Origin of the sequence: Ramlibacter sp. (assembly GCF_028292805.1) — a bacterium.
GTDB lineage: Bacteria > Pseudomonadota > Gammaproteobacteria > Burkholderiales > Burkholderiaceae_C > Ramlibacter.
In genome coordinates this window covers 1-14,639 of the sequence record NZ_JAQGLS010000152.1, presented here as the reverse complement: position 1 = coordinate 14,639, position 14,639 = coordinate 1, and the positions used below count along the sequence as shown (strand labels likewise).

General features: G+C 70.1%; 14 protein-coding genes and 3 pseudogenes. 5 read left to right on the top strand and 12 right to left on the bottom strand.

Annotation, left to right across the window (positions count from 1 at the left end; translation table 11 throughout):
* Both JWP65_RS09000 and JWP65_RS08995 read left to right on the top strand, forming a co-directional pair.
* The coding region (locus tag JWP65_RS09000) for a fimbria/pilus outer membrane usher protein (protein ID WP_299762903.1) at positions 1-1,156 on the top strand (1,156 nt) is incomplete at its 5' end.
* Complete coding sequence (locus JWP65_RS08995) at positions 1,153-1,995, top strand: spore coat protein U domain-containing protein (RefSeq protein ID WP_299762901.1); 843 nt, start codon at positions 1,153-1,155, stop codon at positions 1,993-1,995. The genes JWP65_RS09000 and JWP65_RS08995, both read left to right, overlap by 4 nt.
* Before the next feature lie 22 nt (positions 1,996-2,017).
* On the opposite strand, the gene JWP65_RS08990 is transcribed toward JWP65_RS08995, so the two are convergent.
* The 3 genes from JWP65_RS08990 to JWP65_RS08980 are packed head-to-tail and all read right to left on the bottom strand — an operon-like array spanning position 2,018 to position 4,670.
* Positions 2,018-2,716, bottom strand: coding sequence for a substrate-binding domain-containing protein (locus tag JWP65_RS08990; RefSeq protein ID WP_299762899.1), 699 nt, complete (start codon positions 2,714-2,716; stop codon positions 2,018-2,020).
* Positions 2,716-3,696: a tripartite tricarboxylate transporter substrate binding protein gene (locus JWP65_RS08985; protein ID WP_299762897.1), complete on the bottom strand. Its 981-nt coding sequence runs from the start codon at positions 3,694-3,696 to the stop codon at positions 2,716-2,718. The genes JWP65_RS08990 and JWP65_RS08985 overlap by 1 nt, the downstream gene beginning before the upstream one ends.
* 8 nt (positions 3,697-3,704) lie before the next feature.
* Positions 3,705-4,670, bottom strand: coding sequence for a tripartite tricarboxylate transporter substrate binding protein (locus JWP65_RS08980; protein WP_299762894.1), 966 nt, complete (start codon positions 4,668-4,670; stop codon positions 3,705-3,707).
* Positions 4,671-4,738: 68 nt separating this feature from the next.
* Here JWP65_RS08980 and JWP65_RS08975 point away from each other — a divergent pair, with 68 nt between their 5' ends.
* A complete protein-coding gene (locus JWP65_RS08975) occupies positions 4,739-5,614 on the top strand; it encodes a fumarylacetoacetate hydrolase family protein (RefSeq protein ID WP_299762892.1) in 876 nt (291 codons plus the stop codon).
* A 30-nt stretch (positions 5,615-5,644) separates the two neighbouring features.
* Here the strand turns inward: JWP65_RS08975 and JWP65_RS08970 are convergent, their stop codons facing one another.
* The 7 genes and pseudogenes from JWP65_RS08970 to JWP65_RS08940 all read right to left on the bottom strand — a co-directional run bounded on the left by JWP65_RS08970 (position 5,645) and on the right by JWP65_RS08940 (position 10,648).
* Positions 5,645-6,649: a serine/threonine protein kinase gene (locus JWP65_RS08970; protein WP_299762907.1), complete on the bottom strand. Its 1,005-nt coding sequence runs from the start codon at positions 6,647-6,649 to the stop codon at positions 5,645-5,647.
* A gap of 45 nt (positions 6,650-6,694) precedes the next feature.
* Positions 6,695-7,045 (bottom strand): annotated as a pseudogene (locus JWP65_RS08965) (hypothetical protein); the annotation flags it as partial.
* Between the two features lie 70 nt (positions 7,046-7,115).
* The gene (locus tag JWP65_RS08960; protein ID WP_299762890.1) at positions 7,116-7,535 is read right to left on the bottom strand and encodes an organic hydroperoxide resistance protein; all 420 of its coding nucleotides are present in this window, start codon (positions 7,533-7,535) and stop codon (positions 7,116-7,118) included.
* A 38-nt stretch (positions 7,536-7,573) separates the two neighbouring features.
* Positions 7,574-8,023 carry a MarR family winged helix-turn-helix transcriptional regulator gene (locus tag JWP65_RS08955; protein WP_299762888.1) on the bottom strand — a complete coding sequence of 150 codons (450 nt, stop codon included), beginning with the start codon at positions 8,021-8,023 and terminating at the stop codon, positions 7,574-7,576.
* Between the two features lie 151 nt (positions 8,024-8,174).
* Positions 8,175-8,737: pseudogene (locus tag JWP65_RS08950) on the bottom strand (enoyl-CoA hydratase-related protein); the annotation flags it as partial.
* Positions 8,738-8,915: 178 nt separating this feature from the next.
* The gene (locus JWP65_RS08945) at positions 8,916-9,725 is read right to left on the bottom strand and encodes an ABC transporter permease (RefSeq protein ID WP_299762886.1); all 810 of its coding nucleotides are present in this window, start codon (positions 9,723-9,725) and stop codon (positions 8,916-8,918) included.
* Positions 9,722-10,648 carry an ATP-binding cassette domain-containing protein gene (locus JWP65_RS08940; RefSeq protein ID WP_299762884.1) on the bottom strand — a complete coding sequence of 309 codons (927 nt, stop codon included), beginning with the start codon at positions 10,646-10,648 and terminating at the stop codon, positions 9,722-9,724. Before JWP65_RS08940 ends, JWP65_RS08945 begins: the two co-directional genes overlap by 4 nt.
* 129 nt (positions 10,649-10,777) lie before the next feature.
* Between JWP65_RS08940 and asd the strand changes: the two genes are divergently transcribed.
* Positions 10,778-11,590, top strand: a complete 813-nt coding sequence (gene asd / locus JWP65_RS08935; protein ID WP_299762905.1) for an archaetidylserine decarboxylase — start codon at positions 10,778-10,780, stop codon at positions 11,588-11,590.
* A gap of 101 nt (positions 11,591-11,691) precedes the next feature.
* Here the strand turns inward: asd and JWP65_RS08930 are convergent, their stop codons facing one another.
* Positions 11,692-13,185 carry an AMP nucleosidase gene (locus JWP65_RS08930; RefSeq protein ID WP_299762882.1) on the bottom strand — a complete coding sequence of 498 codons (1,494 nt, stop codon included), beginning with the start codon at positions 13,183-13,185 and terminating at the stop codon, positions 11,692-11,694.
* A gap of 171 nt (positions 13,186-13,356) precedes the next feature.
* Here JWP65_RS08930 and JWP65_RS08925 point away from each other — a divergent pair, with 171 nt between their 5' ends.
* Positions 13,357-13,614: a hypothetical protein gene (locus tag JWP65_RS08925; RefSeq protein ID WP_299762880.1), complete on the top strand. Its 258-nt coding sequence runs from the start codon at positions 13,357-13,359 to the stop codon at positions 13,612-13,614.
* On the opposite strand, the pseudogene JWP65_RS08920 reads toward JWP65_RS08925, so the two are convergent.
* Positions 13,607-14,639 (bottom strand): annotated as a pseudogene (locus JWP65_RS08920) (hypothetical protein); the annotation flags it as partial. The gene JWP65_RS08925 and the pseudogene JWP65_RS08920 overlap by 8 nt on opposite strands.

The window sequence follows — 14,639 nt, the reverse complement described above, 5'->3', positions numbered from 1 at the left end:
GATCGCGGCCAGCCGCCACGACCGGGTCGGCGCCGGCAGGCTGGCGCTGCTGGGCCTGGAGCGGCAATGGGTGCGCACCGCCTTGACGCTGCAGTGGCAGCTCGCGTCCAGCCGCTATCGCGAGCTGGGCATGGCGGACCAGCCGGCCGTGCGCCGCCAGCTCGCCGCCAGCCTGAGCCAGCAGTGGGGTGCCAGCACGGTGGCCCTGGGGCTGGCGCGGATCGAACGCCATGACGGGCCGCCGCTGACCACGGTGAGCCTGAACCATGGCATGCGGCTGGGCGAAGCGGCCTCGCTGAACCTGTACTTGACCAGGGCGCTGGGGCAGGCGGGCGGAACCTCCCTGGGCATGATGCTGCAGCTGCCGCTGGAAAAGCAGCGCCACGCCTCCGCCGCATTCAGCAGCCATGGCGGCGTGCACGACGCCTACGCCAGCGTCGCCCGGTACCCCGGCGAGGACGGCGATCTTGGCTGGCGGGTGCTGGGCGGCCGCCTGAACGGCGGCGCCCACGCGGAGGCCGGGCTCGACTACACCGGCCGGTACGGCAGCGTCTACTCGGACCTGAGCGCTTCACCCCGGCAGCACTCGTTGCGCCTGGGCGCGTCGGGGGGCATGGCGATGGCGGCCAGGCGGGTCTTCTTCTCGCGCCGGCTGGACCAGAGCTTCGCGGTGGCCGAACTCAGGGGGTATCCGGGCATCGGGGTCGGACTCGGGTCGACGCCGACGACCGTGACCGATGCCGCCGGCATTGCCTTCATTCCGTCATTGAGCGCCTACCAGGCCAACCAGGTGCGCCTGGACGCGAAGGATCTCCCGATCAGCGCCGAACTCGACTCGATCGAGCAGATCGTCGTGCCCAGCTGGCGCAGCGCAGTGAAGGTCGACTTTCCGGTGCGCAGCGGCCGCGCCGCGCTGGTCACGATCCGGCAGGAGGACGGCGAGCCCCTGCCGGCCGGCGCCGTGGTGTGGCTCCAGGGCGACCAGCAAGAGTTTTTCGTCGGCCGGCGCGGTGAGTCTTTCGTGACCGGCCTCAAGGATCGAAACGTGCTGCAGGCACGCTGGAAGGACCGCTCATGCAGCTTCACGCTCGCGCTGCCGCCGGCCCGGGACGACATCCCGCGGGTGGGGCCGCTGACTTGCCGGACCGCGCCATGAAGCACTGGAAGCTGTTGCTCCCGGGCTTCATGCTGCTGTTGGGGCTGCCCGCTGCGCAAGCAGCCATCACCTGCACCAGCGTCGCTTCGTCGGCCGCCTTGATCTACTACGTGAACAACACGCTGGACAGCGTCCAGGTCACCCTGACCGTGAGCTGCAACCGTGGCAACAACCGGGATCCCCTGTCGCTGGCCTACACCGTCGCGGCCGACAACGGTAACAACGCGCTGGGCCAGAACAACCGGGCCGCCCTCGGAGCTGCGCGGCTGGACTACGACACCTACAAGACTTCAGGCTGCAACACGATCTGGGGCAGCAACCCGCAGGCCAACCGGATCAGGGACACCATCACCTGGACGGCCGGCCAGACCGGCACGCGCACCATGCAGACCAGTGCCTGGGTCTGCATCACCGCGACGCAGACCGCGACCACCGCTGGCTCCTACCTCGACACCGTCAACCTGACGCTGCGCTACGGCTCCTCGCAAGTGGTGGGGAGCATGCCCGTCACCATCGTCGCGCCATCCGTTTGCACCATCACGACCGTGCCGGGCAACATCGCACTGACCTACACCGCATTCGCGGCGACCACCGCCGCCAGCACCCCGTTCGCCGTGCGCTGCACCAGCGGCATGCCCTACACCCTGGCCACCGATGTGGCGGACGGCGTGCTGGCGGGGGTGCGCTACCTGCTGGGCCTGAGCGCCACCACCGCCAACGGCACGGGCAACCCCCAGGCCTACACGATCACGGCCACGATTCCCGGCGGCCAGGCGGGCACCTGCGCCGGATCGGGCTGCAGCGGAACCCGCGCGCACACCTTGACCGTGAGCTACTGAGGGCCGCCGCGCCGCGACAGGATCACGCGAAGCCGCACGCTGCGCGCGTCGCCGCGGCTTGCGGTGCGGCCAGCGCCGCAAGCAACGCCAGCGCCAGTGCCGGCGCGCTCGCCTGCGCGCAGACGGCTGCGGTGTACATGGTCGCCAGGCCATGCGGGGCCGGCAACGAGCCGATGAGCTGGACGCCGGGCGTGAACAGGATCTCCGTGACCTGGGTGCAGCCGACGGCGCCTTGCTCCGGCGCCAGAGCCAGGGCCGCCATGGCGGTGACCCCGTTGGCGAAGGTGCGCAGCCGACCGGCCAGCGGCCCGGCCAGTTCCAGCGCGGTCAGCACCTTCATGAAGTGGATGCCGGCCGTGGCCTTGGCCGGGTCGGGAAAGTAGACGGCGCCAGCCCGGTGCAGCAGCGCCTGCAGCTGCGCCTGCGTCGTCACCTGCGCGGCGGAACTGCCGGCCTTGACCGCCAGGCCGGTGGCCACCACGCCCAGCGCCTGCGCCGAGCCCGGCACCACCCGGCCCAGCGTCTCCAGTTCGGCGACCAACGCCTGGGTCAGCACCAGCAGGTCGCAGGGCGCGTCGGCCAGCAGCTTTTCCTTCATCAGCCCCACCGCGCCGAAGGTGCTCTCCAGGCGGCAACCGTGGCGCGCCTCGAACGCCGGGCGCAACTGCTCCACCAGTCCCTGGGCGGCGCCGCCGCTCAGGATGCGCAAGGTCCCGGTCATCAATCGGCCTTGATGTTGGCGCTCTGGATGACCTTGCGCCACTTGGCGATGTCATCCTGCATGTATTTGTCGAAGGCGGCGGCGTTCATCACCATGGCGGTGGCGCCTTGCTTGGCCCAGGCCTGCTGCACCTCGGGCTGGCTGGTGATCTTGGTGACTGCTTCGTTCATGCGGGCGACGACCGCCGGCGGTGTGCCCTTGGCTGCCAGCAGGCCGAGCCAGATGGTGGCCTCGTAGTTCGGCACGCCGGCTTCGTGCACCGTCGGCACCTCGGGCAAAACGGCCGAGCGCTGCTTGCCGGTGGTGGCGATGGCACTGACCTTGCCGGCACGGACCTGCTCTACCATCGTGGTGACGGCGTCGAACATCATGTCCACCTGGCCGCCGATCAGGTCGGTGCGCGCGCCCGAGCTGCCTTTGTACGGGATGTGCACGAGGAAGGTGCCCGACATGCTCTTGAACAGCTCGCCGGCCATGTGGTAGGGCGTGCCGGTGCCCGACGAGGCGTAGTTCAGGCGGCCGGGCCGCTCCTGCGCCAGCTTGAGCAGCTGGCCCACGTTGCCGGCCTGGAGCGACGGGTGTGCCACCAGCACCAGGTCGGAATAATTGATCGGCGCCACCGCCACGAAGTCGCGCGTCAGGTTGTAGGGCTTGCTGGCGATCAGGGTTTCGTTGACCGTGTGGGTGTTCGACATCAGCAGCAGCGTGTAGCCATCGGCCGGTGCCTTGGCCACCAGGTCGGTGCCGATCACCGCGCCGGCGCCGGGCCGGTTCTCCACCACGAACGGCTGGCCCAGCAGGTCGGGTAGGCGCTGCGCCAGGAAGCGGGCGTAGTTGTCGGCCGGGCCGCCGACGGCGAACGGCACCACGATGCGCACCGGCCGGTTGGGCCAGGCCTGCGCGGCGGCGGGCAGGGCGTGCAGCAGACTGGCGGCGCAGGCGAGGCCGGCGAACCAGCGCGGGAGGTGGCGGTGCGTCATGGCGGCTCCTACTGGACCTTGCCGATCTTCCTGACCACATCGGCCATGCGCCGGACGTCGCCTTGCACGTAACGCTCGAAGTCCGGCGTATCCTGGTACAGCACCGGGCTGCCGGCGTTGAGGATCACCTCCTTGACCTTGGCGTCGCTGGCGGCGGCGCGGGCGGCGGCGCGCAGCCGCTGCACCACCGGCTCGGGCGTGCCGGCCGGCACGAACAGGCCGGACCACTGTGCGTATTCCGCGTCGTAACCGGCGTCCTTGAGCGAAGGCACGTCGGGCATGGTGCCGAGCCGGCCGTTGCCCCAGTGCCCGAGCACGCGGATCTTGCCGGCCTTCACATGCTGCAGCACGGTGGCCGGGCCGGTGGAGATTGCCTCGATCTGCCCGCCCAGCAAGGCCACGATGGCCGGCGCGGCGCCGGTGAACGGCACGTGCGTGAGCTTGACGCCGGCGTTCTGCGCCAGGATCTCCATCGGCACGTGCATGGTCCCGTAGTTGCCGGACGAGCCGTAGTTGATCGCGCCCGGCCGCTTCTTCGCGTCCTCGACGAAGTCCTTGACCGTCTTCCAGGGCGCGTCGGCCCGTACCGCCAGCACGGTCGGATCGGCGGTGAAGCGGGCGATCGGGCGCAGCGCGTCGAAGGTGTACATCTGCGCCCGGCCCAGCACCACGTCGGCCTCCGGCAGCACGCTGTACGACGACAGCGCCATCAGGATGGTGTAGCCGTCGGGCGCGGCCCTGGCGGCCTGGGCCATGCCGATGCCGCCGCCGGCGCCGCCCTTGTTTTCGATCACCACCGGCTGGCCCAGCTCGCGGCCCATGGCTTCGGCAACCGGGCGCCCCACTGTGTCGGCCAGCCCGCCCGGCGGGAACGGAACGATCATGGTGATGGGTTTGCCGGGGTAGCTGGACTGGGCAGCGGCGAAGCCGGCCGCGACAACCAAACCGACGGCGAACAGCGTGCGGCGCAACATGGTTTTCTCCTGGTGTTTTGTTAGCATGCTAGTGAGCGTCCGTCACGGCGCGAAAGAGAGTTTTCCCCATGCGACTTGCCGCTTACCGCTACCAGGGCGCGCCCGGTGTCGGCCGCGTTTGCGCCGACGGCCGCCAGATCGAGCCGTTCCAGCTCGCCCCGGCCGAGCTCGCGCTCGGCGTGCTGCCGTTGATCGAGGCCCTGGCCGCCGGCAAGCCGCTGCCCGCTGTCGGGGCCGGCATCGGCCTGGAGCTGGTGGAACTGGGCGCACCGATCCCGCGGCCGCGCCGCAACATCTTCTGCGTCGGCAAGAACTACCACGCCCATGCGCGCGAGTTCGCCGGCAGCGGCTTCGACTCCAGCGCCAGGCCGGGCGCCGACATCCCGGCCGACCCGATCATCTTTTCCAAGGTGCCCGAGTGCGTGATCGGCCCGAAAGACACCATCCGCATCCCGGTCGGCGTCTCCGAGGCGATCGACTACGAAGCCGAGCTGGCCGTGATCATCGGCCGCGGCGGCAAGGGCATCACCGCTGCCGATGCCATGCAGCACGTGTGGGGCTACACCATCGTCAACGATGTGACGGCGCGCGACTGGCAAGGCCGCCATTCGCAGTGGCTGATGGGCAAGTCGTTCGACACTTTCTGCCCGATGGGGCCATGGGTGGTGAGCGCCGACGAGATGGACGGCCAGGCCACGCAGGTGCGCTGTTTCGTCAACGGCGAGGAGCGCCAGAACGCCAGCACCCGGGACCTGATCTTCGACATCCCAAAGCTGATCGAAACCCTGTCGGCCGGCATCACGCTGTACCCCGGCGACATCATCGCCACCGGCACCCCGGTCGGCGTGGGCATCGGCTTCAAGCCGCCGAAGTACCTGGTCAGCGGCGACGTGGTGCGGGTGGAGATCGACGGCATCGGGGCGATCGAGAACCCGGTGCGCTGACCGTCGCCGCCGGCACGGGAACGGCGGTCTTCAAGCCACCAGCGGCGGCTCCTGCATCGCTTCCATCTGCTCTTGCAGCACCAGCACCTGGCCGCGCCAGTAGTCGGGGGTGCCGAACCAGGGGAAGGTGATCGGGAAGATCGGGTCGTCCCAGCGCCGCGCCAGCCAGGCGCTGTAGTGGATCAGCCGCAAGGTGCGCAGCGCCTCGATCAGCGCCAGCTCGGAGCGGTCGAACTCGCGCATCTGCTCGTAGCCATCGAGCAAGGCGCCCAGCTGCTTTTGCCGCTGCCCGCGGTCGCCCGACAGCAGCATCCACAAGTCCTGCACGGCCGGGCCGCTGCGAGCGTCGTCGAGGTCCACGAAGTGCGGGCCGCCACCGGGTGTCCACAGGATGTTGCCGGGGTGGCAGTCACCGTGCAGCCGCAGCCGGCGCACCTGGGCCCGCTCGGCGTCGGCGAAGGCGGCGCGCACCTGGTCCAGCGCCGTGGCGCAGGCTTTGGTCCATTCCGCCTGCACCTCCAGCGGCACCGCGTTGTGCGCCAGCAGCCAGTCGCGCGGCTCCTCGCCGAAGCTGGCGACGTCTATGGCCGGCCGCGCGGTGAAGGGCTGCTTGGCCCCCACAGTGTGCAGCCGCGCCAGATAGCGGCCGATCCATTCCAGCACCTCGCCATCGTCCAGCTCGGGCAGGCGGCCGCCGCGGCGCGGGCTGATGCTGAAGGCAAAGCCGGCGTGGTGGTGCAGCGTCGCGCCGTGCGGGGCCAGCGGCCCCACCAGCGGCACTTCGGCCAGCCCGAGTTCACCAGCGAAGGCGTGCTCCTCCAGCACCTGGGCATCACTCCAGCGGTCGGGGCGATAGAACTTGGCGACCACCACCGACTCGCCCTGAAAGGGCTCCTCCAGGTGGATCTGGTAGACGCGGTTTTCGTAGGAACTCAGGGCCAGCAGGCGGCCGTCGCCGTACACCTCCACGCTGGCGAGGGCATCGAGCACCACGTCCGGCGTGAGGACGTCGTAGGGATGGCGGGAAACAGTCATCCGCCATTGTCCCTCCTTGCTCTCAGCCCAGCGAAACCCTTCGCAGAAGGCGCGGCTCGCAGCCGAGGTCAACCCGACCAGCTCGATGCCTTCGCGCTGGCGCAGCTGGCGCGCCGCGCCATCGGCCGTCTTGCTGGAGGCGCTGGACAGCACGGCAACGCCCGGGTGCAGCGAGGCGCACGGTGGCGAAGCCCCGGGCCCCAGCCTTCCTCGCGGCTGGGGAAGAACTGCCAGTGCTGCGTCATGTGGCCGAAGGCGGCGCAGCTGACGTTGTTGGCGGCGAGCGCAAGGCTGTCCACGCGCAGGCGCACCTGGCCGGGCGCCAGCGGAACATCCGGGGGTGGACAGCCGCGCTTCGGTGCGGCGGTCCTTGCGCACGAGCAGGGTGGTGGTCATTCCCGCCCGCTAAACAAAATGGCCCGGGCGCGCAAGGCGGCCGGGCCATTCATGTGACTTGCGTCGGCGCTCAGGCCAGCTTGACGTGCACGTCGACGTTGCCACGGGTGGCGTTGGAGTACGGGCAGACCTGGTGGGCGGCGTCGACCAGCTGCTGGGCGGCGGTGCGGTCCATGCCCGGCAGGGCGACGTTCAGGCGCACGGCGATGCCGTAGCCCAGGGCGGTCGGTCCCAGGTCCACTTCGGAGTCGACGGCCACGCCGTCCGGAACGGCCAGCTTCATCTTGCCGGCCACGGCCTTGATGGCGCCGATGAAGCAGGCGGCGTAGCCGGCCGCGAACAGCTGCTCGGGGTTGGTGCCTTCGCCCGCGCCACCGGGGGGCGACAGCTTGATATCCAGCTTGCCGTCGTCGGTGCGCGAGGCGCCGTCGCGGCCGCCGGTGGTGTGGGCGCGGGCGGTGTAGAGGACTTTGTCGAGGGACGTGGCCATGGTTCTTCCTTGGGTTGGTGTTGGTGGGTGTGAAACCGTCAGGCGACCAGCCGCTCGCGCAAGCTGCGCACCTGCCTGGTCAGCTGGTTGATTTCGGCCAGCGGACACTGGCTGGCGGCCAGCACGCGGGCCGGCACCTTGCCAGCCCGCGCCTTCAGCTTGCGGCCGGCCTGGGTCAGATGGATGTGCACGCGCCGCTCGTCCTGCACGTCGCGCATTCGGCTGATGAGGCCGGCCGCTTCCAGCCGCTTGAGCAGCGGGGTGAGGGTGCCGGAGTCGAGCGACAGGCGCTGGCCCAGTTCCGACACCATCACGCCGTCGCCTTCCCACAGCACCAGCATCACCAGGTACTGCGGGTAGGTCAGGCCCAGCGCGTCCAGCAGCGGCTTGTACAGCTTGGTCATCGCCAGTGACGCCGAATACAGCGCAAAGCACAGCTGGTTGTCCAGCAGCAAGGCAGCGTCGGCGGTGGCGGGGCTGGAAGGCATGCAACAAGTGTAGCCTGCAATCGAATTGCGTGCAACTCAATGGCTGGGCTGGCGCACGCCCGCCATCCCGGGCTTGATCCGCGCGTCCGTGCTGCGCTCGATCCGGCGCCGCTGCGGATTGCGGCTCGCAGGCCACAATGACGCAGGCTCGGCGCCCCGTGAACCGCCGCGGCCGCTTCTGGGCGAACGAGCGCACGCCTTCGCCGGCGTCCTCGCTGCGCGCCAGCGCATGCTGCACCTGCGCGAACCCGGCCACCGCCGCGGCCGGGCCTTGCTCGACCGCCTTCAGCCCGTTCAGGCGGGTCGCGATCACCGCCAGCGGCGCCTGCGCCGCGATCGCTTGCGCGCTGCGCAGCGCCTCCTCCAGCTGCGTGCCGGGCGGCACCACCTTCTGCAGGAAGTTCAGCCGCAGCGCCTTGGCGCTGCCCAAGCCGTCGCCCGTCAGCAGGTGCAGCAGCGCATTGCCAGGCCGGCGCGCTCGGCCATGGGCAAGGTGGCGCCGCCGGTGGCCATGATCCCGCGCTTGAGCTCCAGCTGCGAGAAGCGGCAGTCCCAGCCGACTGTGACGCCTGGGGCGGCGCAAGGCAACGGCGACACGCCCACGGGCAACTCCGCGTCACCGTCGAGCAGCGTATAAGCCTGCGCCAGCTCGGTGAACATGTGCGGGCCCAAGCCGTTGTGCTTGGCCGGCCGGTTCTCGCCGAGCAGCAGCAGGGCGCCGCGTGTTCGATGGGCGGGGGCTCGGCCGGCTGGCCCCGCGGCTGAGCGAAAACCCGCAGGTGCGGGTGGCTTTGCTGGAGGCAGGCCCGCCCGACACCAGCGTGCTGATCCACTGTCGGAGAAGGCGGCGGACCTGGTCAGGCAGGCCGCGCGCGCCGGCGCGTGAACCGGCTCAGGCGGTGAAGCGGCGCCGGGTGAGCGCGAGCGCGATCCAGAACGAACCGACCGCGTAGCCGGCCAGCACCAGCAGGTGGCGCAGCGGCTCTTGCGGCCACCGGTCCATGAACAGCGGCCGCACCAGTTCCACCGCCGCCGTCAGCGGAAACCAGCCCGAGGCCAGCTGCATCAGCTGGGGCATCTGCTCGCGCGGGAAGAACACGCCGGACAGGAACATCATGGGCGTGAGGAACAGCGTGAAGTAATAGGTGAAGAAGTCGTAGCCGCCGGCCAGCGCGTTGAAAATCAGCGCGATGCACGAGAACGTGATGCCCGCCGCCAGCAGCACCGGCCAGGCCACCAGCAGCTTGGGGCTGTGGCTGATGCCCAGGGCCAGCATCACCAGCATGATGGCGCTGACGGTGAAGATCGCCTTGTAGGCCGCCCACAGCATCTCGGCCAGCACCACGTCGTCCAGCCCGATCGGCGCGTTCATGATGCCGTCCCAGGTCTTTTGCACGTGCATGCGCGAGAACGCGGAATACAGCGCCTCGAAGCTGGCGGCGTTCATCGCGCTCAGGCAGATCGAGCCGCTGGCCAGGAACAGGATGTAAGGCACGGGCTGGCCGTCCACCCGCACCTGGCCCACCAGCGCCCCCATGCCGTAGCCGAAGGCGACCAGCCACAGCAGCGGCTCGGCGATGTTGCCCACCAGGCTGGGGATGGCGAGCTTGCGCCACACCAGCAGGTTGCGCCGGAACACCGGCCAAAAGCGCAGCGACAGCGCCGGCGGGCGCCACAGCCGCGGGTCGCGCAGCGGTTTCATCCGTCCTCCCGGATCTTGCGGCCGGTCAGTTTCAGGAACAGGTCTTCCAGGTTGGCCGGCCGGTGCAGGATGCGCAGCCTGGGATGCTCGCGCGCCAGCACGTCCAGCAGCGCCCGGGCGTCCTGGGTGTAGAAAAACACCGTCTCGCCGCTCACCTCGGTGCGGGCGGCCAGCGCCGTCAGCGGCGATTCGGCCAGCGCCAGCGCGCCGCTGCCGTAGGCCTCCACCACGTCGGGCTCCAGGTGCTGCGCGATCAGGTCACGGGGTCGGCCTTCGGTGATCTTGCGCCCGTGGTCCAGCACCAGCAGGCGCGAGCACAGGCGCTCGGCTTCGTCCATGAAGTGGGTGGTCAGCAGGATCGCCTTGCCTTGCTGCAGCAGCACCTGAAGCCGCTCCCACATCAGGTGCCGGGCCTGCGGATCGAGCCCGGTGGTCGGCTCGTCCAGCAGCAGCAGCTTCGGGTCGTTGACCAGCGCGCGGGCCAGGCTCAGGCGCCGACGCATGCCGCCGGACAGTTCCGCCGGCTTGGCGTGGCCCTTGTGCGAGAGCGCGGCGAATTCCAGCAGTGCCGGAATGCGCGAGCGGATCAGCGCTTGCGGCAACCGGAAGTAGCGGCCGTAGACCATCAGGTTCTCGGCGCAGGTGAAGTCGGGGTCGAGCGTGTCGAACTGGCTCACCACGCCCAGCTGCGCCTTGATGGCCAGCGCGTCGCGCGGCATGTGCAGCCCCAGCGCCTGGATCTCGCCGCCGTCCGGCTGCGTCAGGCCCAGGCACATGCGGATGGTGGTGGTCTTGCCGGCCCCGTTGGGCCCGATCACGCCCAGGCATTCGCCCGGCGCGATGGCGAACGAGAGCCGGTCGACCACGGTGGTGCCGCCAAAGCGCTTGGTCAGGTCACGGGCTTGGAACAGCGGCTCGGTCATGGGCGCGCTATTGTGTCGCAGCTGGCCCGGGCCAGCCCGCAGCCCGTAGAATTTTCGTTTTGCCTCCAAGGACCCCGCTTGTTTCCACCCTTGCCCATCACGCAGCAGTACCTGCTGCCCAAGAAGCTGATGACCCAGTTCGCCGGGCTGGTCGCCGGCGCGCGCATGGGGCCGGTGACGCAGGCGATCATCCGGCGCTTCGTCGCCCACTACAAGGTGGACATGGCCGAGGCGGCCGACTGCGGCATCGCGAGCTACGCCACCTTCAACGACTTTTTCACCCGCGCGCTGCGCGAAGGCGCGCGGCCTGTCGCCGCCGCGCCGTTCGTCTGCCCGGTGGACGCCGCCATCAGCCAGTTCGGCCCGATCGAGCAGGACCAGATCTTCCAGGCCAAGGGCCACAGCTATTCCACCCGGGCCCTGGTCGGCGGCGACCAGTCGCTGGCGCACCGGTTCGACCACGGCCACTTCGCCACGCTCTACCTGGCGCCCAAGGACTACCACCGCATCCACATGCCGTGCGAAGGGCGCTTGAAGCGGATGATCTACGTCCCGGGCGACCTGTTCTCGGTCAACCCGCTGACGGCGCGCCACGTGCCCAGCCTGTTCGCCCGCAACGAGCGCGTGGTCTGCGAGTTCGAGTGCCCGCACGGCCCGATGGTGCTGGTGCTGGTGGGTGCCACCATCGTCGGCAGCATGGCCACGGTCTGGCATGGGGTGGTCAACCCGCCCCGCACCCGCGCGCCGCGCGAATGGAACTACGCGGACCGGGACATCGTGCTGGCCAAGGGCGCCGAGATGGGCCGCTTCCTGCTCGGCTCCACCGTCATCCTGCTGTTTCCGCAGAACGTGCTGACCTTCACGCCGGACTGGGCGCCGACCCGGCCGGTGCGCCTGGGCGAGGCGATGGGCACGGTGATCGAGACCGAAGGGGCGCTGTAGCCCACTTCATCCCGCTGGGGTACGCGCGCCGTGCCGGGCAGTGTGAAGCTTGCGTGCCTTGCCATGCCATGCCATGCCATGCCTGTGCGCCTGGCTACTGGCTACTGGAAGGCCACCTCGTCGAAGCTGCGCAGCTTGCGGCTGTGCAGGCGCTGCGGCCCTTGCGAGCGCAGGATCTCGATGGCGCGCATGCCGATGCGCAGGTGCTGGTCGACCCGCTCGCGGTAGAAGTGGTTGGCCATGCCGGGCAACTTGATTTCGCCGTGCAGCGGCTTGTCGCTGACGCACAGCAGCGTGCCATAGGGAACGCGGAAGCGAAAGCCGTTGGCCGCGATGGTGGCGCTTTCCATGTCCAGGGCGATCGCCCGGCTCTGGCTGAAGCGGCGCTGCGGCTCGTTGTTCGGCAGCAGCTCCCAGTTGCGGTTGTCGGTGCTGGCCACGGTGCCGGTGCGCATGATCCGCTTGAGGTCGGCGCCCTTGAAGCCGGTGACGTCGGCCACCCCCTGCTCCAGCGCCAGCTGGATCTCGGCCAGCGCCGGGATCGACACCCACAGCGGCAGCTCCTCGTCCAGCACGTGGTCTTCGCGCACGTAGCCGTGGGCCAGCACGTAGTCGCCCAGCTGCTGGCTGTTGCGCAGGCCGGCGCAGTGCCCCAGCATCATCCAGGCATGCGGCCGCAGCACCGCCACGTGGTCGGTGATGGTCTTGGCGTTGGACGGCCCGACGCCGATGTTCACCATGGTGATGCCGTCGCGGCCCGGTCGCATCAGGTGGTAGGCCGGCATCTGCGGCAGCCGCGGCGGCGGCGCCCCGAGGTTGTCGCTGGCCTGGCGCGGCAGGCCGATGCGGCGCGTCACCACGTTGCCCGGCTCGACGAAGGCTTCGTACTCGCTGTCCGGGTTGTTCATCTCCTGGTGCCCCAGGCGCACGAACTCGTCGATGTAGAACTGGTAGTTGGTGAACAGCACGAAGTTCTGAAACCACTCCGGCGTGCTGCCGGTGTAGTGGCGCAGGCGGTGCAGCGAATAGTCCACCCGCGAGGCCGTGAACAGCGACAGCGGGTAGGGGTCGCCGGGGCCGTGGCGCCAGGTGCCGTTGGCGATGCCGTCGTCCATCGCGGCCAGGTCCGGCAGGTCGAACAGGTCGCGCATCAGCGCGCGCCGCGCCGGCGGCAGGCTGCCCTCGATGTGGTCGTGCTCGGCGAACGAGAAGTGGATCGGCATCGGCTCGTTGCTGGTGCCCACCTCGAGCTGCACGCCATGGTTGTCCAGCAACAGCCGGAACTGCTCCAGGTAGTAGTTGGCGTACAGGTCGGGGCGCGTCAGCGTGGTCTCGAATCGGCCCGCGTGCGCCACGAAGCCGTAGCTCTGGCCCATCGCCTCCAGCGCCGCCTGCGGCATCACGCTGTCGGTCTGGATGCGCACGAAGGGGTAGCAGCCCCGCACCCGCGCCGGCAGCGCCTCGCCGGCCACGAAGCGCTGCATGGCTTCGCGCAGGTGCTGGATCTGCTGGCCGTAGATGGCCTTGACTTGCGCCAGCGCGCTGGTGGCATCGGCGTGGAACGTGGGGGCGATGGGCGCGGGCGTGAAGGACATCCGCCTATTGTGCAACCGCCCGATGACATGCCCGCTGCAGCCCTGGCAACCGGTGCGTCACAGTCCTACAAGGCGTAACGAACTCTGATGACGGTGCAAATTGGGTGCTCCAGCGACAGTCTCTGCATCCCAAAACAACGTGTCGAACGAGCACAAACAAGGAGTCCAACAATGAGCACTGCGATGGCTGCCAATCCCTTTGCCCTGATGGTCGACCCGGCCCAGGTTCGCCAACACATCGACCGGTCGGAAGAACTGGGCAAATTGAGCCAACGCCAATGTCACCCCCTGGATCGCGCGGTGATCCGCTGCGCCAGCGCCGAGATCGCCGCCTTCGACGCCAAGATCGATCGCACCACGATCTACCTGCCGCCTGAAGAAGAGAAATCGCAGCCGGTGACGCGCACCTACACCCGCCGCGTCAACTGACCCTGCGGGCCGGCACGCCCATGGGCGCCGGCCGCACCGGCTGGTTGAACTGCTGCTGTCGCAGCCACACTTCCTGCTCGCGGCGCTGCTGATCGCGGCGTGACTGGTCCACCAACACCCGGTGGCGCCGGTCCTGGGCTTCCTCATCGCGCCTGGCCTGCTCTTGGCGGCGGGCCTGCTCCTCCCGCCTTTCCTCTTCCCCGCGCCGCGCCTGCAGCTCGCGCCACCCCTGCGCTTGGCGGGTGGCTTGCTCCTCGCGCGCGGCCTGCGCCTGCAGCCGCGCCAGTTCGCGCCGGCGCCCGTCCGCCAGCTCCCTTTCCTCGAACTTGCGCAGTTCCGCCTGCTTGACCGCGTCGGCGCGCCGCTTGTCTTCTTCTCGCCGCAACACGATTAGCCGTTTGTCGTCGGCCGCACGCCTGGCCTGGGCCTGGCGCTTGTCCGCGTCGGCACGCAGCGCCTGGGCCTGGCGCTGCTCCTGCTGGCGCCTGGCCTGCGCCTGCTGGCGCCGGTCGTCGTCGAGCCGGCGCGCGGGTTCGGCCCGCTTGGCGGGCACGGCGCGGCGCTGGTCTTCGGCGCGCCTGGCCTGCAGTTGGCGCCGGTCTTCCTGGGCCTTGGCCGCGGCGGCGCGCCGAACCTGTTCGGCCCTCTGGGCCGCGCCGGCGCGGCGCTCCTGCTGCGCGCTCTGGGCCGCGGCAGCCTTGCGCTCTTCGTCGCCAGGTTGCGCGGCAGCCTTGCGTTCCTCGTCGCCGCCTTGCGCGGCCAGGCGGCGCTCGTCTTCGGCCCGCCGCGCGGACTGCCGCTGCTCCTCGGCCCGGCGCTGCGCCAGGCGCTGGCGCTCCTGCTGTTCGGGGGCCGGCTGGGTTGCAACTGCGGGAGCGGACGCGGCTGCCGGTGCGCCCGCCGGCGTGGTCACCTTCATCAGCATGGCCGGCCCCTGGCCGGCAGTCACCACTTGCATCCTGGCCGCGGGCAGCGCGGGCAGCGGGGGCGCCGGCGCGGCTGCGCCCGGGGCCGTCGGCCTGGCG